This window comes from Pseudomonas sp. GM84 (assembly GCF_000282535.1).
Lineage (GTDB): Bacteria > Pseudomonadota > Gammaproteobacteria > Pseudomonadales > Pseudomonadaceae > Aquipseudomonas.
The window spans coordinates 1-23,958 of record NZ_AKJC01000106.1 but is presented as its reverse complement, the minus strand read 5'-3'; the positions used below and the strand labels follow the sequence as shown (position 1 = coordinate 23,958).

Genomic DNA, 23,958 nt, shown 5'->3' with positions numbered 1-23,958 from the left:
ATTGGGCTGCAACGCAGCCCCTAGACCGGCTTGGCGCCCATCAACCCGGCAATGGACAGGAAGCACACCCCGCTGAACACCGCCAAGGCCAAGGTAAACCGCAACCCCACCACCTCGGCCTTGCGCAGCCGGTTCAGGCGCACCAGCAACCACCACACGGCAAACGCGCCAAGCGTATAGATGACGCTGGAGGCCAGCACCCAGGTCTGCCCCAACGGCCAGCCGACCAGATGCACCAGCCACCAGCCGGTGAACGGCATGCTCACCAGGCACACACCCATCAGCAACCAGACGAACACCAGCGGCCGGCGCAGCAGCTTGCCATAAGCCTCGGCGTCACCCTGGCGACGGGCGCGCACCGTCCAGATCGCGAGGCCCAGCGCACCCAGCAGGAGCAATGCAGTGGCAATGATGTGCAGCGCCTTGAGGGTTGTCAGATGTTCCATGAGCTTCGCATCCTTGAGCAGTAAGCCAAGCTTAGCCGCTTAGCCCAGGAACAGCCGGTAAGCCGGGTTGTCGGTCTCGTCCCAGTACGGGTAACCGATCTTGGCCAGCGCCGCCGGCACCAGGTGCCGCTCGTCTTCCGGCACCTGCAGCCCTGCCACCACACGCCCGTCGGCTGCGCCGTGGTTGCGGTAGTGGAACATCGAGATGTTCCAGCGCCCGCCCAGCTTGGTGAGGAAGTTGAACAACGCCCCCGGCCGCTCGGGAAACTCGAAGCGCAGCACGATCTCGTCGCTGGCACCGGCCGAGTGACCACCGACCATGTGGCGGATATGCAGCTTGGCCAGTTCGTTGTCGGTCAGGTCGGTCACCGGGAAGCCCTGCTCGATCAACTGCTGCACCAGGGCGGCCCGTGGGTCGTTCTCCGGGTGCGTCTGCACGCCGACGAAGATATGCGCCTCGTCGGAGGTGTGCTTGCGGTAGTTGAATTCGGTGATCTGGCGTTTGCCAATGGCCTCGCAGAAGGCTTTGAAGCTGCCCGGGCGCTCGGGAATGGTCACGGCGATGATGGCTTCGCGCTTTTCACCCAGCTCGGCACGCTCGGCGACATGGCGCAGGCGGTCGAAATTGACATTGGCGCCCGAGTCGATGGCCACCAGGGTCTGACCGGTCACGCCCTTGAGCTCGACGTACTTCTTGATCCCGGCGACACCCAAGGCGCCAGCAGGTTCGGTGATCGAGCGGGTATCGTCGTAGATATCCTTGATTGCCGCACAGATCTCGTCGGTGCTCACCGTGACCACTTCATCCACATGCAAGCGGCAGATATCGAAGGTGTGCTGGCCGATCTGCGCCACCGCCACGCCATCGGCAAACAGCCCGACCTGTGGCAGCACCACGCGCTCGCCCGCAGCCATCGCCGCCTGCAGGCAATTGGAGTCGTCCGGCTCGACGCCGATCACCTTGATTTCCGGGCGCAGGTACTTCACGTAGGCGGCAATACCGGCGATCAGGCCACCGCCGCCGACCGGCACGAAGATCGCGTCCAGCTGACCGGGGTGTTGACGCAGGATTTCCATGGCCACGGTGCCCTGGCCGGCGATGGTGTGCGGGTCGTCATAGGGATGGATGTAGACGAAGCCCTTCTCGTCCACCAGCTTCAGCGAATAGGCCAGCGCTTCAGGGAACGAGTCGCCATGCAGCACCACCTTGCCGCCCCGCGAACGCACGCCCTCGACCTTGATCTCCGGGGTGGTCTTGGGCATCACGATGGTGGCCTTGATACCCAGCTCCCGGGCCGCCAGGGCCACGCCCTGGGCATGGTTGCCCGCCGAGGCGGTGACCACGCCACGGGCCAGCTCCTCAGGGCTCAGTTGCGCCAGCTTGTTGTACGCCCCACGGATCTTGAAGGAGAACACCGGCTGCAGGTCTTCGCGCTTGAGCAGAATCTGGTTGCCCAGGCGCTTGCTCAGCTGTGGAGCACTCTGCAACGGGGTTTCGACGGCGACGTCGTAGACGCGCGAGGTGAGGATCTTCTTGACGTACTGTTCGAGCATCGGGAAAGCATCACTGGCCGCGGGACAAGGGCTGCGAGTCTACCCCAGCGCTACGTCGGGCGACCACAGCAAAGCCGCCCAAGCCGTTATACTAGGCAACTTTGAAACCGCCCTGCCCCTTTCGGAGCCCGCATGACCCAGGACCAACTCAAACAGGCCGTCGCCCAGGCCGCTGTCGACTTCATTCTGCCGAAGCTGGATGAAAAGAGCGTCGTCGGCGTCGGTACGGGTTCGACTGCCAACTTCTTCATTGACGCCCTGGCCCAGCACAAGACAGCCTTCGACGGCGCGGTCGCCAGCTCCGAGGCCACTGCCCAGCGCCTGAAGGGCCATGGCATCCCGGTCTACGAGCTGAACAGCGTCAGCGAGCTGGAGTTCTACGTCGACGGCGCCGACGAAAGCGACGCGCACCTGAACCTGATCAAAGGCGGTGGCGCGGCACTGACCCGCGAGAAAATCGTCGCGGCCGTGGCCAAGACCTTCATCTGCATCGCCGATGCCAGCAAGCTGGTACCGGTGCTGGGCGCCTTCCCGCTGCCGGTCGAGGTCATCCCGATGGCCCGTAGCCATGTGGCCCGCCAGCTGGTCAAGCTGGGCGGCGACCCGGTGTACCGTGAAGGCGTGGTGACCGATAACGGCAACGTGATCCTCGACGTCTACAACCTGCAGATCACCAACCCGGTGGAGCTGGAAGCGCAGATCAATGCCATCGTCGGCGTGGTGACCAACGGCCTGTTCGCGGCGCGGCCGGCGGACTTGCTGCTGCTGGGCACCTCGGAAGGCGTGAAGAGCCTCAAGGCCGAGTGATGCCATTCGCGGGACAAGCCCGCTCCCACAGGGACGCCACTGGATGTATGGCAATCTGTGGGAGCGGGCTTGTCCCGCGAAGAGGCCCTCAAGCCCAATCAATCAGCCGGCTGCTTGAACACATAGAACAGGTTCGGCTCGCTGACCAGATAGATGGTACCCGCCTCATCCATCGCAATCCCCTCCGCCTGCGGCACTGTCTGCTTGAGCCCCTGAAACCCCTTGCGCAAAGACAAGGTGCTCAGCGGCCTGCCCTCGACATCCAGCTCCAGCACCAGCCGCGACTCATCCGACAACGCCAGCAAGTGCCCACTGCGCTCATCGAACTGCAGGCTGGAGAGATCGCGCACGAACAACCGCGAATCGCGCTTGCGATCCTGCACCACATGCACCGCATAGGGCTGCTCGGGGTTTTCGTGGGGGAAGCCATGCACCTCGTAGATCAGCATCGGGTCGCGCTCCTTGGCCACGAACAGACGCTTGCCCGCAGAGTCGTAGGCCAGCCCTTCGAAACCTTTGTTGCCGTTCAGGCCGATGCCCAGGGACAGTTGCTCGGCATCCCCGGCATCAAGGAACAACGTGTCGTCGTCGACACGCACGCGGATCAGCCGTTGCTGACGCTCATCGGTAATCACATAGCTGTTGGGGCCGACATATTCCACGGCTTCCGGGTCGCCGAAGCCGGTCAGCGGGATGCGGCGCAGAATACGACCGTCGAGCGACAGCTCGATCAACTCCGAACGGGCGTTGGTGACGGTGAACAGGGTCTTGCGGTCGGGATCGTAGGTCAGCGCTGACAGGTCGTCATCCAGCCCGTCCACCGGCTGAGCCTCGATAACCACCTGGTAGCGCTCAAGGCCCATGCTCTGCTCGGCCGGTTGCCACCAAGCCTTGACGTTGAACCAGGCCCGCTCGTACAGGCGAAACTCCTGCCCGGCCAGGCCCAGTACCAGCAGCCCGGCAAACACGAACAGCAAAGGCAAACGAAGAAAACGACGCATAACGGCAGACTCGACTCAGGGGGTGGCGAATCTAACCATGGGTTACTGAAGTAAAGCTTAATCTCGGCGTCAGAATGATCCGACAATGCCATCAGTTCTTCTTGAAGCGATAAAAGAGCGCAGGCTCGCTGACCATGTACAGGTTGCCCTGGTCATCCATGGCCACGCCTTCGGCACGCGGAATGGTGTCCTCAAGGCCGTTGAAGCCGCCCAACAGGGTCATGAAGCTGACTTGCTGGCCCTGTTCATCGAGCTCCAGCAGCATGTTGGAGTCGGCCGACAAGACCAGCAGGTGACCGGTACGCGGGTCGACCCCAAGGGCCGAGAGGTTGCGCACGTCGAGCTCGTCACTGGCCAGCAGCTGCTTGTCACCCTTGAGCGGGCTGCGACCGTCGGAGGCCCAGGTGTACAGCTTCGGTGGCCGCTCTTCGCCAATCACCAGGCGCTGGCGCATCGGGTCCCAGGCCACGGCCTCGAAGCCCTTGTTGCTCTTGACCGACTTGCCCAGGTCGTAGCTGTGGAAATCCGCATGGTTCAGCGTGCGAGTCTGCGCGTCCACCTTGACCACCGTCAGGTCGTGCAGGCGCTCATCGGTGATGGCCAGCTGACCATCTTCGAGCACGGCGAGGCCTTCCGGGTTGCTCCAGCCCACCAGAGGGATCTGCCGCAGCACATCGCCTTCGAGGCTGAGCTCGACCAGGAACGGGTTCTTGCCCATCACCACGAACAGGGTGCGGGTCTGCGGGTTGAACGCCACGTCCGAGGCTTCGTCATCGTCCATGCCGGGCAGTGGCTTGGCATCGATATCGACCTGGTAGTCCGGCAGCCAGACGCTTTCGCTGCGCTCGGCGCTGCTCTCGAAGCCTTCCTTGACCCACAGCAGACCACGGTCATCCCAGTGCATGGCAATCGCCAGCCCGTAGCCAATCACCGCGGCAACAGCCAGGCCGAAGGGCCAGCGCAGGTAGAAGCGACGCTTGGGCCTGGAGGAAGCAGGGGCGCTGGAAGGAGATGCCATGCGGAGTGGTCCTGGGAAAAAGGGGTTGGCGCATTATCCGGATGGATTGTGAAAAAAACGGTAAAAACCCAAAAGCTTGCGCGGCCCCTGTGGGAGCCGGCAAGCCGGCTCCCACAGAAAACTGCGCTCAGTCCTGGATCAGAGCACACGGCTCTCGAAGCGGCTCGCGCCCGGCAGTTCCAGCACCAGCTCATCGCCCACATTGAACGGGCCAACGCCAGCCGGCGTACCGGTCAGAATCACATCACCCGCCTGCAGCGAAAAATGCCGCGCCATGTACTGAATGACCGGCACGATCGGGTTGAGCATCATCGCGCTGTTGCCATCCTGGCGCACTTCGCCGTTGACGGTCAGGCGTACCGGGATATCGGTGACATCGTCAAAGGCGGCGGCCGAGACGAAGGGCGGCAGCACGCACGCACCGTCGAAGCTCTTGGCCAGCTCCCACGGCAGGCCCTTCTCCTTGAGCTTGGCCTGCACGTCGCGCAGGGTCAGGTCGAGCGCCGGCGCATAGCCGGAAATGGCGTCGAGCACTTCTTCCTCGGACGCATGGCTGGACAGCGACTTGCCAAGCAATACCGCAATCTCGGCCTCGTAATGCACCGAGCCACGGTCGGTCGGAATCTTGAAACCACCTTCCAGCGGCACTACGCAGCTACCCGGCTTGATGAACAGCAGCGGCTCGCTGGGGATGGGGTTGTCCAGTTCCTTGGCATGCTCGGCATAGTTGCGGCCGATGCACACCACCTTGCCCAGCGGGAAGTGGATACGCGTGCCGTCTACGTACTGGTGCTGGTAACTCATGGCCGACTCCTAGGCTTGCTGCTTTTTATTCAGGAGCGAAGATCTTACCCGGATTCATGATGCCGTTAGGGTCGAAGACGGCCTTAATCGCCTTCATGCAGGCAATTTCTTCAGGCGAGCGGCTGTAACCCAGGTAGTCGCGCTTGGTCATGCCCACGCCGTGCTCGGCGGAGATCGAGCCGTTGTAGCGCTGGACGATCTCGAACACCCACTTGTTGACCTTGGCGCACGAGGCGAAGAAGTCGTCCTTGCTCATGGGGTCGGGCTTGAGGATGTTCAGGTGCAGGTTGCCGTCGCCGATATGGCCGTACCAGACCACTTCGTAGTCCGGATAGTGCTCGCTGACGATGGCATCGATGTCACGCAGAAAGGCCGGCACCTTGGAAACGGTCACCGAAATATCGTTCTTGTACGGCGTCCAGTGGGAGATGGTTTCCGACAGGTACTCGCGAAGCTTCCACAGGTTCTTCAGCTGGGTTTCGCTCTGGCTCATCACCCCATCCAGCACCCAGCCCTGTTCGACACAGTGTTCGAACGTGGCCAGCGCCTCGTTGGCCACCGCCTCGGTGCTGGCTTCGAACTCCAGCAAGGCATAGAACGGGCAGTCGGTGGCGAACGGCGCCGGCACATCGCCCCGGGCCATGATCTTGGCCAGGCCCTTATCGGAGAAGAACTCGAACGCGGTCAGGTCGAGCTTGCCCTGGAAGGCATGCAGCACCGGCATGATCGAGTCGAAGTCCGGCGTACCCAGCACCATGGCGGTGAGGTTGCGCGGGGCACGGTCCAGGCGCATGGTCGCCTCGACCACGAAGCCCAGCGTACCTTCGGCGCCGATGAACAGCTGGCGCAGGTCGTAGCCCGTGGCGTTCTTGATCAGATCCTTGTTCAGCTCCAGCAGCTCGCCCTTGCCCGTGACCACCTTCAGGCCGGCCACCCAGTTGCGGGTCATGCCGTAGCGAATCACCTTGATGCCGCCGGCATTGGTGCCGATATTGCCGCCAATCTGGCTGGAACCGCTGGAGGCGAAGTCCACCGGGTAATAAAGGCCATGCTCTTCGGCAAACGTCTGCAACTGCCGGGTGATGACACCTGGCTGGCAGACCACGGTGCGGTCGAAGGCATTGAAGTCGAGAATCTGGTTCATGTAGTCGAAGGCGACCACCACCTCGCCATTGGCCGCCACGGCCCCGGCCGACAACCCGGTACGCCCGCCAGAGGGCACCAGCGCGACCTGATGGCGATTGGCCCAGCCGACGATGGCCTGCACCTGTTCTACAGTCTTGGGAAACACGATGGCCGTGGGCGCCGGGGGGTAATGCTTGGTCCAGTCCTTGCCAAAGGCCTCCAGGGAAGCCGGGTCGGTCAGGACCTTGCCCGGGTCGACAAGGGTCATCAGTTCATCAATTACCGCAGGCTGGGTCATCGCTGGAACTCTCGACTTATTCATAGTCACCCTGAGTACTCTTCACCTGTCGGGATAAGCTCAGATTGTGTCGCGTATGCTAGCATAGCCCTCCCGCTGTTCATGCTAAGGCCGATGCCGCGCCTAGCATCACCCCTCGCCATTTTTTCTCCGGGATACAGGTTTACGCAGATGAGCAAGACTTCTCTCGACAAGAGCAAGATCAGGTTCCTTCTTCTTGAAGGTGTGCACCAGAACGCGGTCGATACCCTCAAGGCTGCCGGCTACACCAACATCGAATACCTCACTGGTTCGTTGCCGGAAGCCGAGCTGAAGGAAAAGATCGCCGATGCCCACTTCATCGGCATCCGCTCGCGCACCCAACTGACCGAAGAGATCTTCGACTGCGCCAAGAAGCTGGTCGCCGTCGGCTGCTTCTGCATCGGCACCAACCAGGTCGACCTGGCCGCTGCCCGCGAGCGCGGTATCGCCGTGTTCAACGCACCGTACTCCAACACCCGCTCGGTCGCCGAACTGGTGCTGGCCGAAGCGATCCTGCTGCTGCGCGGCATCCCCGAGAAAAACGCTTCCTGCCACCGTGGTGGCTGGATCAAGAGCGCTGCCAACTCCTTCGAGATCCGCGGCAAGAAGCTGGGCATCGTCGGCTACGGCTCGATCGGCACCCAACTGTCGGTACTGGCCGAAAGCCTCGGCATGCAGGTGTACTTCTTCGACCCGCTGACCAAGCTGCCACTGGGCAACGCCGTTCAGGTCACCAGCCTGCACGAACTGCTGGGCCTGGCCGATATCGTCTCGCTGCACGTGCCTGAGCTGCCGTCCACCCAGTGGATGATCGGCGAGAAGGAAATCCGCGCGATGAAGAAGGGCTCGATCCTGATCAACGCCGCCCGTGGCACCGTGGTCGAACTGGACCACCTGGCCGCCGCGATCAAGGACAAGCACCTGATCGGCGCCGCCATCGACGTGTTCCCGGTCGAGCCGCGCTCCAACGACGAAGAGTTCGAAAGCCCGCTGCGCGGCCTGGACAACGTGATCCTGACCCCGCACATCGGTGGTTCGACCGCCGAAGCCCAGGCCAACATCGGTCTGGAAGTGGCCGAGAAGCTGGTCAAGTACAGCGACAACGGTACTTCGGTATCCTCGGTCAACTTCCCGGAAGTGGCCCTGCCGGCGCACCCGGGCAAGCACCGCCTGCTGCACATCCACGAAAACATCCCAGGCGTACTCAGCGAGATCAACAAGGTCTTCGCCGAGAACGGCATCAACATCTCCGGTCAGTTCCTGCAGACCAACGAGAAAGTGGGCTACGTGGTAATCGACGTGGACGCCGAGTACTCCGATCTGGCGCAAGAGAAGTTGCAACAGGTCAAGGGCACCATCCGCTCGCGCGTACTGTTCTGAGTGTGATCGCTGGATGAAAAAGGGAGGCCCTGGTGGCCTCCCTTTTTCGTTGTGCTTACTTCACCTCGACGGTGATCTTCTTCGACTCGACGCTCGGCTTGAACGGTACGTGGTACTTGTCGCCCAACACCAGTTGCAAGGTGTGCTTGCCCGGCGTCAGGGTAATGGTGGCCTCGGTCTGTGCCTTGCCGAAGTGCAGTACTTGCGGGCCGGCCGGCAGCGCTACCCCGCTCTCTGGCATCAGACTGGTCGGCAGCGGCTGGTCGGCGACAGGCTCCTTGTCCACATCCACCAGCAGGTGATGATGGCCCGAGTGCTCCGTCTGGTCACCCGCCGGCTTGAGCGCGATGCCCTCGATGCCGAACTTGACGGTGAAGGTCTTGTCGACCGTGGCGCCGTCGGCGGGGGAAACGATGAAGACCTTGGCATCCTTGGGTGGCTCCTGGCTCTTCAGCGCGGTATCTGCGGCGCTGGCCACGACTGCGGCTCCCATTAGCAATCCGGCGACGGCAGCACGCGAAAATAGGCTGTTCATTCACTTCTCCTGTGATTCACTTAAAGACCGCAGCTTGATAAATCAACGGCGGCGGTGTTTCACCATAGCCCACAAAGAGAAATATTTCAGTTAGGGTTAAACCTCGCCAAGGCTTCAAGGTCATAGGCTGCGCTCGACCGCGACGAAGGAACAAAGTTGCGGCGATAGTTATTCAACTGCCGAAAAAGGGGCATTACATGCGTTCGACCATGGGCGTACTGCTAGCAGTACTGATCACGCCATTGGCTCAAGCCGAGCTGATAGACGAAATAGCCGACCGGGGCGAACTGCGTATTGCCGTGCAGGCCGACAGTCCACCTTACGCATTCAAGGAAAATGACCACCTGACCGGTTTCGAGATCGAGTTCGGCCAGGAATTGGCCAAGGAGCTGGACCTGCGCGCCGAATTCATCGAGGCACCGGCGGCAGAGGTGCTCCCGGGTGTCGAAAGCGGCAAGTACGATGTTGCCTTGACCCCTGCGGGCAACACGCCCGAGGCGAAAGGCCCGTTCGATGTCAGCCAGCCGTTCGGCGAGAAGAAGTTCGTGATTCCGTTCCAGAAGGACAACCCGGCCTTTGAAAGCGCGCTGAACAATGCCCTGCAGCGGCTCAAGGACCGTGGGCGCACGTCGGAGCTTGAACAGAAATGGTTCAAGGGTGAGCAGGAGACTGCGGCGGGGCAGTGAGTGCTTTTTAGACTGTACCGGCCCTTTCGCGGGGCAAGCCCGCTCCCACAGGTATTGCACACAAATCTAAAGCTGTGGAGTTCCTGTGGGAGCGGGCTTGTCCCGCGAAGAGGCAGGCGCAGAACTACGCTGAAAGCGCGGCCAACGCCCGCTGTGCCTCTTCCAGCTCCAGCTCGCTGAACACCTGCACCCCCTCGCGTCGCAGCAACGCCGTGGTCACCCCCTCCCCCGGCACCTTCACCCCAGTGAACGTGCCATCGTAGGTCAACCGGTTACCACACGAAGGGCTGCCAGCCTTGAGCACCGCGACCCGGATGTCATATCGGCGCACCAGTGCCAGGGCCTGCTGCGCACCGGCAAGAAAGGCCGCACTGACATCCTCGCCCGCCACTGTCAGCACCTGCGCGCCGCCATCGAGCACGTCGCCACCCTGGCCACCTGGAATCTCCGCCGGCGGCCGTGGCGTCGGCAACCCGCCAGCCACTTCCGGGCACAACGGCACCACGCGGCCCTCGGCCTGCCAACGCTGCAAAAGATCAGGATGCCCACTGGCCCGCCCGTCGTAACGCACCGGCTGCCCCAGCAGACAGGCGCTGACCAGCACCTTGGGCAGGTCAGAACAGGTCATTGCCACGGCGCCGGAACCAACCGGTCAACGACAACCGCTCACGCGTGGCGGGCAACACCTCATGGGGCACCTCGCCCGACAGGAACACCACCAGGCTCCCGGCCAGCGGCTGCACATCGTGCTCCACACCGTCCGCCAGGAACATGCGCAACTGGCCGCCATCCTTTGGCTGCCAGTCTTCATTGAGGTAGAGCACCGCCGAAACCATTCGCCGGTCATCGTCGCGAAAGCGGTCCAGATGCCGGCGGTAGAACGCACCTGGCGGATACAGGGCGAAGTGGCATTCGAAGTCTTCAAGGCCCAGGAACAGGCCCTGGTTGATGGCCAGGCGCAGGTGGTCCATGGCTTCCAGGTATTGATCGCAGGCTTCGGCCTGGCCTGGGTCGATCCACTGGATCTGATCACCGCGGATGGCTTCGCGCACCTCCTGGGAAACCCCGCGCCCAACCCCGGCAGGATTGAGTTCGCCTTCGGCATCGCGGCGCCGACACTCAGCCGCCAGCGCGCGAACCAGGTCGGCAGGCAGAAACAGCGCTTGCTGGGACCAGCCATGGGTGGCCAGATCGTCGACGACGGCCGCAAGCATCGGGTGTTCAGGGGAAATGTGCATGGCGCGCATCATATCCATAAGCCCCGCACTCGCACAGCGCCACTTGGCCGAGAAACTCGCGCCTGTCTCGACAAACCGGCGTTCGGCCAAGGACAATAGCCACCTGCCGACAGGAGTCCTGAATGCGCCGTCTGTTTTCTCTGTTTTTTCTGATGATCTGCACCATGCCTGTCTGGGCAGACAGCCTTGATCAACTGTACAAGGCCGCCGGCTGGCCCGACCAGCGCGCCCATTTCAACGATGCCGTGAGCGCTGCCCAGCTGCGCTACCGCAACAGCCTGCCGCCTGCGGTATACCAGGCGCTGGTCAACAACAGCAACCAACGCTTCCAGGCCCAGGCCATGGACCGGCGGGCCCAGGCACAACTGCGCGTCGCCCTGCCTGACCCGGCGCCGGCGCTGGCCTTTTTCCAGTCTCCGCTGGGACGCAAGATCGTCGCCGCCGAACTGCTGGCCACGCGCAAGGACCAACTGGCCAAGAACGCCAAGGGCCTGCCGAAGATCCAGGCCAGCGACAACCGCATCCTGATCATCGGCCACCTGGCCCAGGCCCTGCCCGCGCGTGAGGCCGGTGCCGAAGTCAGCCTGGCGATTGCCGGGGTCGCCGCCGACAGCTTGAGTTCGATGATCCCCGGCCTGTTCGGTGGTGGCCAGGCCCAGGGCCTGCTCGATGGCCAACGCCAACGGCTGATGAACCAGATTGGCGAAGACCTCAACAATACCTTGCTGTACGTCTACCGTGACCTGTCCGACGCCGAGCTCGAGCAGTTCGCCACCTTCGCCGAGTCGCCGCAAGGCAAGGCCTACTACCAGGCCGCCGTGGCCGCGGTGCGTGCGGGCCTGGCGGTCGGCCAGAACGGCGCGGACCTGAAGTGATCAGCCCAGGCGCTGGTCGATGAAGTCGAAGTAGCGCTGGCGAATGCCCGGCAGCTCGTTGGCCAAATGGTGGCGAGCTTCGGGCAGCATCAGAATCTGCGGTTCGGCGAACTTGGCCTTGAGCACTTCGAGGTTGTAGGGCCAATCCACCGTGCCATCGGCCTCCCCCTGTACGATCAATGGCTGCCGCGTGCTGCGTGGCGCAGCCTCGATACGCTTGACCCACGCCATCAGCGCGCCGACCCAGGCCGTCGGCAGACGCCGGGGTTGCAGCGGGTCGGCTTCGAGGAATGGGAGGAAGGTCGGGTCGTTGGTGTTCTCGCTGAAGCGCCGCTCGATGCCGTTGACGAAGTGGCGCAGCACCCGGTAACTGAACTTCGACCACCGCCAGGCACGGGGCCGTACCAGCGGCGCCAGGAGGATCACCTGGCCATCGATGGGGCTCTCTGCGCCCTTGTGCAGCAGGTGGTCGACGGCGATGGCGCCGCCCGTGCTCTGCCCGCAGAGATGCCATGGGCGTGGCAATGCAAGCTGTTGCGCCTGCTCGAACAGTGCATCCAGCACCTGCTGGTACAACGCGAAATCGCTGATGCTGGCACGCTCGCCACTGGACAGGCCATGGCCCGGCAGGTCGCAGCTGATGACCGTATAGCCAAGCTTCAGCGCCCATTCGATCACATGCCGATAAAGGCCCATGTGGTCGTAGTAGCCGTGCAGCAGAAACAGGGTCGCCACAGGCCGCTGCGGCTCCCACACCTGCCCGACCAGATCGAAACCCGCCGCCTGGAAACCGCCCAACCAGCTCTGCGCCGGCAGGTTCAGGCCATAAAAGCGCTGGTACTCCTGCGCTTGCGCAGACAAGGGCTGGCGTGCGCCAAGGGGCGCGAGGCTGGCGCGCAGGCGGTCGGGGTCAAAGGCAGCAGGCATCAGGTACATCCACAGCGAAGCGAGTATTGATCTGGGATATTCAGCTCTGAGCTTCGCCGTGGCAAGCTTGGGACATGTGTCACCTGCACCGGCCCTATCGCCGGCAAGCCGGCTCCCACAGGGATATCACCCCTTTCTGGCCTGGTGAGATCCCTGTGAGAGCCGGCTTGCCGGCGATGGGGCCCGTGAATCCACCACAAGGCCCACGCGCACACTCATGCAGACCCGCCTCCTCAAACCCATCCTGACCACGCTCGCCCTGCTGCTCGGCGTCGCCGTCCTCTGGCAGGCGTACTCCAGCTTCCAATCCCGCTACCTGCGCCCCTTCGACAACCAGACCACCTTCTTCGACGGCAGCCAACTGCGCCTGCCCGCCGAGCTCGCCGGGCCCGGCCCCCTCCGCGTGGTGCACTTCTGGGACCCGGCCTGCCCGTGCAACGTCGGCAACCAGCAACACCTGGGCGAGCTCGTCAGCCACTTCGCCGGCCAGGGCGTCACCTTCCACGTCGTGCAAAAGCCGGGCAGCCACGGCCAGTTGCCCGCCAACCTCGGCAGCCTGCAGCCCATCGCCCAACTGCCCGGCAGCGAACACCTGCCCGCGTCTCCCGCCGTGGCGATCTGGGACCAGCAGGGCCACCTCGCCTATTTCGGGCCCTACAGCGAAGGCGCGGTGTGCAATGCCAGCAACAGCTTCATCGAGCCGATCCTCAAGGCATTGCTCGACGGCCGCCAGGTCACCGCGTCCAATACCCTGGCGGTGGGCTGCTATTGCCCTTGGGCCGGCTGACCCGACCACGGCGTGAATGCTCCTGTCGGGGGCTATGCTCTGTTCGCGAGTCCGTCGAAGGTCGGACCACGGTTTTCACTCGAATGCACAAGGAGTCTCGATGAAACGCAGCCTCACCCTGTTGGCCGTGGTGGTGGCCGTGGCCGCCGGTGCCGGCTACTGGTACGTGCAGGGCAAGCTGCCGCAGCGCCAGGGCGAGGTCACCCTCGCCGGGCTGCAGGCGCCCGTCAGCGTGCGCTACGACGCCCGCGGCGTCCCGCACCTGCAGGCCGAGAACGAAGCCGACCTGTACCGTGCCCTCGGCTACGTGCACGCCCAGGACCGATTGTTCCAGATGGAAATCATGCGCCGCCTGTCCCGTGGCGAGCTGGCCGAAGTGCTGGGCGACAAGCTGCTGCCCACCGACAAGCTGTTCCGCAGCCTGCGCATCCGCGAGCAGGCCGCGCTCATGGTGCAGCGCCTGGACCACCAGTCGCCCGCCTGGCAAGCCCTGCAAGCCTACATCGACGGTATCAACAGCTGGCAGGACGGCCACCCCAAACCCATGGAGTTCGACCTGCTCGGCATCACGCCCAGACCGTTCACCGCTGAAGACACCCTGAGCATCGCCGGTTACCTGGCCTACAGCTTCGCCGCCGCGTTTCGCACCGAGCCCGCCCTCACCTACATTCGCGACCAGTTCGGTCCGCAGTACCTGGAGATTTTCGACCTCGGCTGGCAGCCCGAAGGCGCACTGGCCACCCCGCTGGCGACGGTCGACTGGCAGAGCCTGGAAGCACTGGCCCGCCTCAGCCACGATGCATTGAGCGAAGCGGGCATCCCGCAGTTCGAGGGCAGCAATGCCTGGGCCATCGCCGGCAGCCGCACCCGCAGCGGCAAGCCATTGCTGGCTGGCGACCCGCACATCAGCTTCGCGGTGCCGGCCGTGTGGTACGAAGCCGAGCTGTCGGCACCGGGCTTCAACCTGTACGGCTATTTCCAGGCCCTCAACCCGTTCGCGCTGCTTGGGCACAACCGCGACTTCGGCTGGAGCCTGACCATGTTCCAGAACGACGACGTCGACTTGATCGCGGAAAAGACCAACCCTGAAAACAACGAACAGGTCATGGTCGATGGCCAGTGGCGAACGCTGGACAAGACCGAACAGCAGATCGCGGTCAAGGGTGAGCAGCCCGTGACCATCAGCCTGCGCCGCTCACCCCACGGGCCGATCGTCAATGAGGTGCTCGGCGCCACCGCCAGCACCACGCCAATCGCCATGTGGTGGGCGTTCCTGGAAACCGAAAACCCTATTCTCGAAGGTTTCTACCAGCTCAACCGCGCCGATACCCTGGCCAAGATGCGCGAGGCGACAGCCAAGGTGCAGGCACCGGGGCTCAACTTCGTCTGGGCCAATGCCAGTGGCGATATCGGCTGGTGGGCTGCCGCGCAGTTGCCGATCCGACCGGACGGGGTCGACCCGGCGTTCATCCTCGACGGGGCCAGTGCCCAGGCGGACAAGCTGGGCTTCTACCCGTTCAGCGCCAACCCGCAACAGGAGAACCCGGCCAGTGGCTACATCGTCTCGGCCAACGCCCAGCCGCCTGCCGCGATGGCGATTCCCGGTTACTACAACCTGCCCGACCGCGGTCGCCAGCTCGACCGCCAGCTGGCCAACCCTGAGGTGAAATGGGACACCCAGAACAGCCAGGCCCTGCAGCTGGATACAGCCAGCGACTACGGTCCGCGAACCCTGGCGCCGCTGCTGGCGACCCTGCGCAATGTTGCCCAGGGCGACGAAGAAAAGGAGCTGGTCGAGCAACTGGCGGCCTGGGCTGGCGATTATCCGCTGGAATCCACCAGCGCCACGCTGTTCAACCAGTTCCTCTACGAATTGGCCTATGCCGCGCTGCACGACGAATTGGGCGACACCTGGTTCCCGGTGCTGATCGGCACCCGCGCCATCGATGCCGCCCTGCCGCGCCTGGCGGCCGACGCCGAATCGCCCTGGTGGAATACCCGTGGTGCCAATCAGCGCACTGATCGCACCAGCGTCGTACGCATCGCCTGGCAGCAGAGCCTCAAGCACCTGCGCGACACCTTCGGCAACGACCCGGCCAGCTGGCAGTGGGGCAAGGCGCATACCCTCACGCACAATCATCCGCTGGGGGTGAAGAAGCCGCTGAACCTGCTGTTCAACGTCGGACCGTTTGCAGCGCCCGGCACCCATGAGGTACCGAACAACCTGTCGGCGAAGATCGGGCCGGCACCGTGGCCGGTGACTTACGGGCCTTCGACACGGCGGCTGATCGACTTTGCCGATGCCGGGCAGGTGTTGACCAGCAACCCTGTCGGGCAGAGTGGCGTGCCGTTCGATGCACACTATTCGGACCAGGCAGAGGGGTATATCGAAGGGCGGTATCAGCGAACGCAGATGGGGGCAATTCCAACGCAAAGCTCACTCAAGCTGGTTCCGGCGGAGTGAAGGGGGCTGCTCTGCAGCCCATTCGCGGGACAAGCCCGCTCCCACAGAGAGTTGTGGTGAAACTGTGGGAGCGGGCTTGTCCCGCGAAAGGGCCGGCAAAGCCAGCTCAGCATTTGCGCCAGCCACAAACGAAAACGCCGACGCAAATGCGTCGGCGTTTTTCATGCGAGGGCCAGGCAGGCGAATCAGAACGCCGGCAGCACCGCGCCGCTGTACTTCTTGGCGATGAATGCCTTCACTTCAGGGCTGGTCAGGGCCTTGGCCAGCTTCTGGATCGCATCGCTGTCCTTGTTATCCGGGCGTGCCACCAGGAAGTTCACGTAAGGCGAGTCGCTGCCTTCGATCACCAGCGCATCCTTGGCCGGGTTCAGGCCCGCTTCCAGCGCGTAGTTGGTGTTGATCATGTCCAGGTCGACCTGGTCCAGCACACGCGGCAGCATGGCCGATTCCAGCTCGCGGAACTTCAGCTTCTTCGGGTTCTCGGCGATGTCTTTGGGCGTGGCCAGCGCGTTTTTCGGGTCTTTCAGGGTGATCAGGCCAGCCTTCTGCAGCAGCAGCAGGGCGCGGCCGCTGTTGCTGCCCTCGTTAGGGATGGCAACGGTGGCGCCGTCTTTCAGCTCGCTCAGGCTCTTGACCTTCTTCGAGTAGCCACCGAAGGGCTCGACGTGCACGCCGACCACGGTTTCCAGGTGAGTGCCCTTGCCTTCGTTGAAGTTCTGCAGGTACGGCAGGGTCTGGAAGTAGTTGGCGTCCAGACGCTTCTGGTCGACCTGAACGTTAGGTTGCACGTAGTCGGTGAAGACCTTGATCTGCAGGTCCACGCCTTCCTTGGCCAGGGTTGGCTTGATCAGTTCGAGGATCTCGGCGTGCGGTACCGGGGTGGCGGCAACCACCAGTTTCTCGGCAGCGGCGGCCAGGCCGGAGAACGACAGGGCGGCGGCCAGGGCCGTGGTCAGCAGGGTCTTCTTCATGGTGGTCCTTGTTCTGATTCTGGGCCATCGGCGATGGCAAAGTCGGTTGCCCAACCGGTTCACCCGGGAGCGTGAGGCGGACAATACCGAGATTTTTTATTCCAGAACAATATCTTTTAATTAGCTGCTTATGCCGAAAACAAATAGCCATCACGGCATTTGTTCATGAGCGCTGTCTAGCGTGCGGTGTCCGGCAAATCGAGGTCCTCTGGCAGGATCTCGTCACCGTCATTGACCAGCAGCGCGAAGTGGATGACGTTCTCCAGCTCGCGGGTATTGCCCGGCCAGGCATGGGCCTCCAGCAGGCGTTGCGCCGCTTCGCTGATCAGCGGCAGCGGGCGTTGCAGGCGCACGCAATAGATGCCCACGAAGTACTCGGCCAGCGGCAGGATATCGCCGCGCCGCTCACGCAAGGGCGGCAGCTCCAGCGCACCTTCGAGCAGGTATTGGTACAACCGCTCGTTGAAACGGCCTGCGCGTACCACGCGCGCCAGGTCGATGCTGGTCGCGGCCACCAGGCGCACATCCACCGCTTGCGGCTGCTGCGCACCAACCCGGGTGACCTCACGGTTTTCCAGCGCCGCCAGCAACTTGCCCTGAATCTCCAGTGGCAGATCGGCGATTTCGTCCAGGTACAAGGTGCCGCCGTTGGCCGAGCCGAACCAGCCGGCGCGGCTGCTGGCAGTGCCGCCCAGGGTCCCGGCGCTGTAGCCGAACAACTCGGCATCCGCGTAGGTCGGGCTGATGGCGGCGCAGTTGACCGACACGAACAAGCCGGCGCGGTCGCTGGCGCGGTGGATCTGCCGCGCCAGCAACTCCTTGCCGGTGCCGGTTTCGCCACGGATCAACACTGGCAGCGCTTGCGGCGCCAGGTGTTCCAGCGCCTGGCGCAGCTGCTGCGAGCGTGGGTCGATGAACACCAGCGCCTTGGCACGGATGCTCAGTGGGCTCTTGTCCAGTTCAGGAAAGGTCAGCAACGGCTGGCCAAAGGGGTTTTGAAAAGTCATGCAGAACTCCCGCCCCGGGTCGTGGGTGGCCGGGCGTCAGGCAAAGGTGAACGATAAGGTGGATCAGGCGCGACGCAGCGCGCGCTGCTCAACCCGGCTTTGCAGGCGATACAGGTAGGCGAAGCCCTGCTCCCAGCGCTCATGCCCGGACTTGACGTTGATGTGACCGGCATTGCTCAGCAGACCGGCTTCAGCGCCCCAGGCCTGGGCCAGGTACAGCGCACGCGGCACGCTGACCGCAGGGTCGTTGTCCGAGCTGACCACCTGACTGGGGAACGGCAATGCCTGCAACGGGATCGGCGCGAAGTTGCGCAAGGCCGGTGCGCAGGTCGGGCGCTCGACGTCCGCTGGCGCCACCAACAGTGCACCGCGTACACGCCCCAGCAGCGCCGGGCTGGCCTGCGCCGCCCAATGGGCGACCGTGATGCAGCCCAGGCTGTGGGCGATGAGGATCACCGGCGAGGGTTCGGCCGCGATGGCCCGTTCCAGCGCTTGCACCCAATCCTGGCGCTGCGGGGTCAACCAGTCGTGCTGCTCGACCCGGGCGCTGTTGGGCAGGCTGCGCTGCCAGTGACTTTGCCAATGGTTGTCTGGCGATCCTTGCCAGCCCGGCACAATCAGGTAACGAATCGACTCATTGCGCATGGGGACGCCTCCAGTAAGTTTGCGTGCTTGCAGGTCAGTATAGGGCTCGAGTTATATCAGTAAAGGAATAAGAAGCTATTTATTAATAACCAAAAAAGCAAAATCAATGACCCGCATCAATAAAAAAAGGGCCATCCCCTGCCAAGAGATATGGCCCTGAGCACTTGCCTGAAGAGGGTTCGCCGGTCAGCGCGCGGTGATCACCGCCAGCTTGCTGATTCCGGCCCGTTCGATGGCCGCCATGGCGCGGGCCACTTCGCCATAGTTCACGCCGTCGTCGGCCTGAAGCTGCACACGCACTTGCGCGTCCTTGTCCTTGGCCGCCTTGAGATTGGTTTCCAGCAGGTCAGGCTGGATCTGGTCCTTGTTGATGAACAGCTTGCCGTCACCGTCGATGCTTACCACCAGCGGGTCCTTCTGCTCGACCGGGGCTACCGCCTCGGTCTTGGGCAGGTTGATGGGGATGGCGTTGGTCAGCAGCGGCGCGGTGACAATGAACACCACCAGCAGTACCAGCATGACGTCCACCAAGGGTGTGACGTTGATTTCACTGAGGACTTCGTCGCTGTCCTGGGTCGAAAAGGCCATATCAGGACGCCTCCTTCACCGGCTGGGTGAACCCGACATGGGCCTTGTGCGCCGCCGGGTGCACCAGCACGCGGAAGGCACTCTTCTGCGCCAGGCTGTAGAAGTCGTGGGCGAAGTCATCCAGGTCGGCGGCGGTCAGCTTGAGGCGGCGGAGGAAGTAGTTGTAGACCAGCACCGCCGGCACTGCGACGGCGATACCCACGCCGGTGGCCACCAACGCCGCGCCGATCGGGCCGGCCACGGTTTCCAGGCTGGCCGAGCCGGCCGCGCTGATGCCCTTGAGCGCTTCCATGATGCCCCACACCGTGCCGAACAGGCCGATGAAGGGCGAGGTGCTGCCGATACTGGCCACCACCGCCAGGCCGGTTTCCAGCGAACGGCGCTCACGCACGATCTGCTGGCGCAGGGCACGTTCGAGGCGGTCCTGGTGGTTGATGGCGTGGCTCAGGTCGTTGGCCTGGGTATCGCCGACGGCGATCGCGGCGTAACCGGATTGGGCGACACGGGCCGCAGGGCCGGGTGACTCATGGCTGATTTCGGCAGCCGAATCCAGGCTTGAAGCCGCCCAGAACTGCTGGTGGAAGCGCTTGTCCTGGTGCTTGAGCCGCACGAACTGCACGACCTTGACCAGGGCCAGGCCCCAGGTGACGACAGAGAAACCGACCAACAGCCAGATGACTGCGCTTTCAACGGATTCGAGGGGGGATGCCAGCAGGCTCATGATGATGTCTTCCTGTGTTCTGCGAAAAAGTTAACGAAGCTTGAAATCGATTGGCACGCTGACCCAGCCGGCCTGGGCCACGTCGCCCTGCTTGGCAGGAACGAAGCTCCAGCGCTTGACCGCAGCCAGGGCGGCAGCGTCGAGGGCGTCACGGCCACTGCTTTTCTGGATCTGGATCTGGCCCGGCTTGCCGCTGGCCAACACCTCGACGCGCAGCAGCACGGTGCCTTCCCAGCCACGGCGCAGGGCCATCTGCGGGTACTCCGGCGCCGGGTTCTTCAGGTACGCGGCGTTGGCCGAAGGTGGCGTGACCGGCGCTGGCGCGGGTGGCGCGGGCGGTGCCGGAGCCGCGACCGGAGCAGGTGGCGGCGCCTCGACCGGCTTGGGCTGTGGCTTGGGCGGTTGCTTGGCCACGGGCTTGGGTAGCGGTTTTGGCTTGGGCTTGGGCTTGGCGGCCAGCTCGTCGACCACCGGTGGCGGTGGCTCCACCACAGGCGGTGCCGGGGCCGGTGGAGGCGGCTCGACCACGGGCGGCGCGGGGGCGGCGAACTCGATGGTCATGGGTGGAATCTGTGGCGGCACCACGGGCAGCTCGGGGGTCGGAGCCTGGCTGACCCAGTAGGCTGCGGCACCGTGCAAGGCCAGCACCAGCAGCGCCAGCGCCAGCTTGTCGCGGCGCTTGAGGCCACTGACCGGGGTGCGTTGCAGGCGCAGTTGGCCCAATGGCAGGCGTAGCGTCCGTCCGAGCTCGACCAGGTCACCCGGGGCCGGGCGCCATGGCTGGTCGTAGGCCCTGACGGCCGTCTGGACATTACCCATTGATCAAACTCCTGGGGTTCTTGATTCAGGTGTGTGGCTGAATCATCGGGGCCAGAGGCTTATCTCTTAAAGTAATGTTTAAAGTTAAAGCTAGATCGTTATGGCATATGTGATTTTCAGAGATGTGGCAAAGCCGCGCCGTTCGCGGGTCGTAGGCGTTTGGGTAAAACAGCATGCTTTGAAGGCATCTGAAATATTCGTGCAAGGCATGAGATTGCTGCGAGGGCTTTGCCCTCGTTCGCGGGACAAGCCCGCTCCCACAGGCTCACCGCAGGCCGTGATTACTGTAGGGGTACTTGTGGGAGCGGGCTTGCCCCGCGAATAGGCCTTAACAGGCAATAAAAAACCCGGGGCTGTGCCCGGGTTCCTCATGCGTCGAAGCGACTCAGATATCCGCCACCTTCTGCCAAACCTTCGGCCGGAAGAACAGCGTCTCGCCCCGCGCCAGCCCGGTCAGGCTGTCGTGATCCTTGACCACTTCAGCTTCGATCAGCTCGCTCTGCCCTTCCACCTTCAAGGTCACCCGGGTAGTCGCACCGAGCGGGCGAATATCCCGCACCTCGGCGGCATGGTGCCCCTCGGTTTCATGGCGCGACAGCGACACTTCGTGCGGGCGGAACAACACGTGATGCCCTTCGCTCAAGGCCAGGCGGTTGGAATCGCCCAGGAAGTGGTAGACGAAGTCGTTGGCCGGCTTCTCGTAGACCTCGCCAGGCGAGCCGATCTGCTCGATCACGCCCTTGTTCATCACCACGATGCGATCTGCCACTTCCATGGCCTCTTCCTGGTCGTGAGTCACGAATACCGACGTCAGGTTGATGTCCTCGTGCAGCCGCGCCAGCCAGCGGCGCAGCTCTTTACGCACCTTGGCATCGAGGGCGCCGAACGGCTCGTCGAGCAGCAGCACCTTGGGCTCTACCGCCAGGGCGCGGGCCAGGGCGATACGTTGACGCTGGCCACCGGAGAGCTGCTCAGGGTAGCGGTCGGACAGCCAGTCCAGCTGCACCATGTTCAACAGCTCATGAACCTTCTCGGCGATCTTGCTCTCGCTCGGGCGTTCGCCCTTGGGCTTCATGCGCAAGCCGAAGGCGACGTTGTCGAACACGCTCATGTGGCGGAACAGCGCGTAGTGCTGGAACACGAAACCGACGTTGCGATCACGCACATCATGGCCGGACACATCCTCGCCATGGAACACGATGCTGCCGTCGTCCGGCGTTTCCAGGCCGGCGATGATGCGCAGCAGGGTGGTCTTGCCGCAGCCGGACGGGCCGAGCAGGGCCACCAGCTCACCGCTGTGGATATCCAGGTTGATGTTGTCCAGAGCCTGGAAGCTGTTGAAGCGCTTGCTGACGTTACGAACTTCGATCGACATGAATCATTCCTCCGCGGCGCTATGGCGCAGGCGGTTAATACGGTTCTCGCTCCACTGCTTGAGCAGCAGGATGAAGAGCGCCAGGATCAGCAGCAGGCTGGCCACGCTGAAGGCCGCGACGTGGTTGTACTCGTTGTAGAGGATCTCCACGTGCAGCGGCAAGGTGTTGGTCACGCCACGAATGTGGCCGGACACCACCGACACCGCGCCGAACTCGCCCATGGCCCGCGCGGTACACAGCACCACGCCGTAGATCAGGCCCCATTTGATGTTGGGCAAGGTCACGTGCCAGAACATCTGCCAGCCGTTGGCGCCCAGCAGGCGCGCGGCCTCCTCCTCTTGCGTGCCCTGCTCCTGCATCAGCGGGATCAGTTCACGGGCGACGAAGGGCACGGTGACGAAGATGGTCGCCAGCACGATGCCCGGCAGGGCGAACACGATCTGGATGTCGTGGTCCTGCAACCAGGGGCCGAACAGGCCTTGGGCGCCGAACATCAGCACGTAGACCAGGCCGGCGATTACCGGCGACACCGAGAACGGCAGGTCGATCAGGGTGACCAGCACGCTTTTGCCGCGGAACGTGTACTTGCTCACGCACCAGGCGGCGCTGACGCCGAACACCAGGTTCAGCGGCACCGAAATGAACACCGCCAGCAGGGTCAGCTTCAGCGCCGACAAGGCATCGGGTTCGAAGATCGCCTCGAAGAACGTGCCGAAACCGCTCTTCAATGCCTGCGACACCACGATCACCAGCGGCAGCAGCAGGAACAGCGCGAACACCAGCCAGCCAAGGCCGATCAGGATGCGCCGCGAGGTGGCGCTGCCACGCCGGGCGGCATTGGCGGCGGCGCTGGCGCTCAGGGATGAACTGGACATAGCCGGGCCTCCTTCAAGGGGTTTCGATACGGCGCTGCAGCAGGTTGATCAGCAGCAGCAGGATGAAGGAAACCACCAGCATCAACACGCCGATGGCGGTCGCGCCTGTGTAGTCGTACTGGTCGAGCTTGACCATGATCAGCAGCGGCAGGATCTCGGTCTTCATCGGCATGTTGCCGGCAATGAAGATCACCGATCCATACTCACCCACGCCACGGGCAAAGGCCAGGGCAAAGCCGGTGAGCCAGGCCGGCAACAGCGCCGGAGCCAATATGTGGCGGAACACCTGCAACGGTTTGGCGCCCAGGCAGGCGGCGGCTTCCTCGACCTCACGGGGGATGTCGGCGAGCACCGGCTGTACCGTGCGCACCACGAACGGCAGGGTGACGAAGGTCAGCGCCAGGGTGATGCCCAACGGCGTATAGGCGATCTTGAAGCCCAGGTCGGTGGCGAACTGGCCGACCCAGCCTGACGGCGCGTACAGGGCGGTCAACGCGATACCGGCAACTGCGGTGGGCAGGGCGAACGGCAGGTCGATCATCGCATCGATGATCTTGCGCCCGGGGAAGGTGTAGCGCACCAGCACCCAGGCCAGCAGGGTGCCGATCACACCGTTGATGATGGCGGCGAACAGGGCGGTGCCGAAACTCAGTTGCAGCGCGGCGATCACCCGCGGGGCACTGATGATGTTCCAGAACTGCTCCCAGGTGAGCTGCGCGGCATGCACGAACATGGCGGCCAGCGGTATCAGCACGATCAGGCTGAGGTACACCAAGGTGTAGCCCAGCGTCAGCCCGAAGCCGGGTATGACGGGGGAAATGCGACGTGACATAAATATCCCTGGTTGAACGCACGAAGCCCGGCGGTTATGCCGGGCCGGTGCAGGCTACTGAATCCTGAGGCTGCTGTGCAGCCCATCGCCGGCAAGCCGGCTCCCACAGAAGGTCAGCGGTGAACCTTGTGGGAGCCGGCTTGCCGGCGATAGGGCCG

General features: G+C 63.6%; 25 protein-coding genes. 6 read left to right on the top strand and 19 right to left on the bottom strand.

Annotation, left to right across the window (positions count from 1 at the left end; genetic code table 11):
• Nucleotides 1-20: 20 nt before the first annotated feature.
• Nucleotides 21-446: a DUF2269 domain-containing protein gene (locus tag PMI38_RS09620; protein ID WP_008093232.1), complete on the bottom strand. Its 426-nt coding sequence runs from the start codon at nt 444-446 to the stop codon at nt 21-23.
• 39 nt (nt 447-485) lie between these two features.
• Entirely contained in the window at nt 486-2,000 is a 1,515-nt protein-coding gene (ilvA, locus tag PMI38_RS09615) for a threonine ammonia-lyase, biosynthetic (RefSeq protein ID WP_008093230.1), read from the bottom strand.
• Between the two features lie 132 nt (nt 2,001-2,132).
• Between ilvA and rpiA the strand changes: the two genes are divergently transcribed.
• Entirely contained in the window at nt 2,133-2,807 is a 675-nt protein-coding gene (rpiA, locus tag PMI38_RS09610) for a ribose-5-phosphate isomerase RpiA (protein WP_008093229.1), read from the top strand.
• A 98-nt stretch (nt 2,808-2,905) separates the two neighbouring features.
• Here rpiA and PMI38_RS09605 read toward each other — a convergent pair whose 3' ends face one another.
• From PMI38_RS09605 to PMI38_RS09590, 4 genes are all read right to left on the bottom strand, one after another.
• Nucleotides 2,906-3,808 carry an SdiA-regulated domain-containing protein gene (locus tag PMI38_RS09605; RefSeq protein WP_008093228.1) on the bottom strand — a complete coding sequence of 301 codons (903 nt, stop codon included), beginning with the start codon at nt 3,806-3,808 and terminating at the stop codon, nt 2,906-2,908.
• A gap of 91 nt (nt 3,809-3,899) precedes the next feature.
• Nucleotides 3,900-4,826 (bottom strand): SdiA-regulated domain-containing protein, encoded by a 927-nt coding sequence (locus PMI38_RS09600; protein ID WP_008093226.1) that lies wholly within the window; start codon nt 4,824-4,826, stop codon nt 3,900-3,902.
• Between the two features lie 138 nt (nt 4,827-4,964).
• Nucleotides 4,965-5,630: a fumarylacetoacetate hydrolase family protein gene (locus PMI38_RS09595; RefSeq protein WP_008093224.1), complete on the bottom strand. Its 666-nt coding sequence runs from the start codon at nt 5,628-5,630 to the stop codon at nt 4,965-4,967.
• Nucleotides 5,631-5,655: 25 nt separating this feature from the next.
• A complete protein-coding gene (locus PMI38_RS09590; protein ID WP_008093222.1) occupies nt 5,656-7,053 on the bottom strand; it encodes an FAD-binding oxidoreductase in 1,398 nt (465 codons plus the stop codon).
• A 171-nt stretch (nt 7,054-7,224) separates the two neighbouring features.
• Here PMI38_RS09590 and serA point away from each other — a divergent pair, with 171 nt between their 5' ends.
• Nucleotides 7,225-8,454 (top strand): phosphoglycerate dehydrogenase, encoded by a 1,230-nt coding sequence (serA, locus tag PMI38_RS09585; protein WP_008093221.1) that lies wholly within the window; start codon nt 7,225-7,227, stop codon nt 8,452-8,454.
• Between the two features lie 55 nt (nt 8,455-8,509).
• On the opposite strand, the gene PMI38_RS09580 is transcribed toward serA, so the two are convergent.
• The gene (locus PMI38_RS09580) at nt 8,510-8,989 is read right to left on the bottom strand and encodes a DUF4399 domain-containing protein (RefSeq protein WP_008093219.1); all 480 of its coding nucleotides are present in this window, start codon (nt 8,987-8,989) and stop codon (nt 8,510-8,512) included.
• Between the two features lie 197 nt (nt 8,990-9,186).
• Between PMI38_RS09580 and PMI38_RS09575 the strand changes: the two genes are divergently transcribed.
• Entirely contained in the window at nt 9,187-9,675 is a 489-nt protein-coding gene (locus PMI38_RS09575) for a transporter substrate-binding domain-containing protein (RefSeq protein WP_008093218.1), read from the top strand.
• A 124-nt stretch (nt 9,676-9,799) separates the two neighbouring features.
• Here PMI38_RS09575 and PMI38_RS09570 read toward each other — a convergent pair whose 3' ends face one another.
• Nucleotides 9,800-10,303, bottom strand: a complete 504-nt coding sequence (locus PMI38_RS09570) for a DUF523 domain-containing protein (protein ID WP_008093216.1) — start codon at nt 10,301-10,303, stop codon at nt 9,800-9,802.
• The gene (locus PMI38_RS09565) at nt 10,290-10,922 is read right to left on the bottom strand and encodes a 2OG-Fe(II) oxygenase (RefSeq protein WP_043273329.1); all 633 of its coding nucleotides are present in this window, start codon (nt 10,920-10,922) and stop codon (nt 10,290-10,292) included. The genes PMI38_RS09570 and PMI38_RS09565 overlap by 14 nt, the downstream gene beginning before the upstream one ends.
• Before the next feature lie 113 nt (nt 10,923-11,035).
• Here PMI38_RS09565 and PMI38_RS09560 point away from each other — a divergent pair, with 113 nt between their 5' ends.
• On the top strand, nt 11,036-11,788 hold the full coding sequence (locus PMI38_RS09560; protein WP_008093213.1) for a DUF2059 domain-containing protein: 753 nt from the start codon (nt 11,036-11,038) through the stop codon (nt 11,786-11,788).
• Here the strand turns inward: PMI38_RS09560 and PMI38_RS09555 are convergent, their stop codons facing one another.
• Nucleotides 11,789-12,715, bottom strand: coding sequence for an alpha/beta hydrolase (locus PMI38_RS09555; RefSeq protein WP_008093212.1), 927 nt, complete (start codon nt 12,713-12,715; stop codon nt 11,789-11,791). It abuts the gene before it with no gap.
• Between the two features lie 217 nt (nt 12,716-12,932).
• Here PMI38_RS09555 and PMI38_RS09550 point away from each other — a divergent pair, with 217 nt between their 5' ends.
• Together PMI38_RS09550 and PMI38_RS09545 are read left to right on the top strand one after the other, a co-directional pair.
• A complete protein-coding gene (locus tag PMI38_RS09550; protein ID WP_008093211.1) occupies nt 12,933-13,502 on the top strand; it encodes a DUF6436 domain-containing protein in 570 nt (189 codons plus the stop codon).
• A gap of 100 nt (nt 13,503-13,602) precedes the next feature.
• Nucleotides 13,603-15,966: a penicillin acylase family protein gene (locus PMI38_RS09545; protein WP_008093209.1), complete on the top strand. Its 2,364-nt coding sequence runs from the start codon at nt 13,603-13,605 to the stop codon at nt 15,964-15,966.
• 185 nt (nt 15,967-16,151) lie between these two features.
• Here PMI38_RS09545 and PMI38_RS09540 read toward each other — a convergent pair whose 3' ends face one another.
• The 9 genes from PMI38_RS09540 to cysT form a co-directional block, all read right to left on the bottom strand.
• Nucleotides 16,152-16,937 carry a MetQ/NlpA family ABC transporter substrate-binding protein gene (locus tag PMI38_RS09540; protein ID WP_008093207.1) on the bottom strand — a complete coding sequence of 262 codons (786 nt, stop codon included), beginning with the start codon at nt 16,935-16,937 and terminating at the stop codon, nt 16,152-16,154.
• Between the two features lie 176 nt (nt 16,938-17,113).
• Complete coding sequence (locus tag PMI38_RS09535; protein WP_008093205.1) at nt 17,114-17,944, bottom strand: sigma 54-interacting transcriptional regulator; 831 nt, start codon at nt 17,942-17,944, stop codon at nt 17,114-17,116.
• Between the two features lie 63 nt (nt 17,945-18,007).
• On the bottom strand, nt 18,008-18,589 hold the full coding sequence (locus tag PMI38_RS09530) for an alpha/beta hydrolase (RefSeq protein WP_008093203.1): 582 nt from the start codon (nt 18,587-18,589) through the stop codon (nt 18,008-18,010).
• 186 nt (nt 18,590-18,775) lie between these two features.
• Nucleotides 18,776-19,177, bottom strand: coding sequence for an ExbD/TolR family protein (locus PMI38_RS09525; RefSeq protein WP_008093202.1), 402 nt, complete (start codon nt 19,175-19,177; stop codon nt 18,776-18,778).
• 1 nt (nt 19,178) lies between these two features.
• Nucleotides 19,179-19,898, bottom strand: coding sequence for a MotA/TolQ/ExbB proton channel family protein (locus tag PMI38_RS09520; RefSeq protein WP_008093200.1), 720 nt, complete (start codon nt 19,896-19,898; stop codon nt 19,179-19,181).
• A gap of 30 nt (nt 19,899-19,928) precedes the next feature.
• Nucleotides 19,929-20,717, bottom strand: coding sequence for an energy transducer TonB (locus PMI38_RS09515; RefSeq protein WP_008093197.1), 789 nt, complete (start codon nt 20,715-20,717; stop codon nt 19,929-19,931).
• A 385-nt stretch (nt 20,718-21,102) separates the two neighbouring features.
• The gene (locus tag PMI38_RS09510; RefSeq protein WP_008093195.1) at nt 21,103-22,092 is read right to left on the bottom strand and encodes a sulfate/molybdate ABC transporter ATP-binding protein; all 990 of its coding nucleotides are present in this window, start codon (nt 22,090-22,092) and stop codon (nt 21,103-21,105) included.
• A 3-nt stretch (nt 22,093-22,095) separates the two neighbouring features.
• Nucleotides 22,096-22,968, bottom strand: coding sequence for a sulfate ABC transporter permease subunit CysW (gene cysW / locus PMI38_RS09505; RefSeq protein WP_008093193.1), 873 nt, complete (start codon nt 22,966-22,968; stop codon nt 22,096-22,098).
• A gap of 13 nt (nt 22,969-22,981) precedes the next feature.
• Nucleotides 22,982-23,800: a sulfate ABC transporter permease subunit CysT gene (cysT, locus tag PMI38_RS09500; RefSeq protein WP_008093191.1), complete on the bottom strand. Its 819-nt coding sequence runs from the start codon at nt 23,798-23,800 to the stop codon at nt 22,982-22,984.
• Between the last annotated feature and the right edge of the window lie 158 nt (nt 23,801-23,958).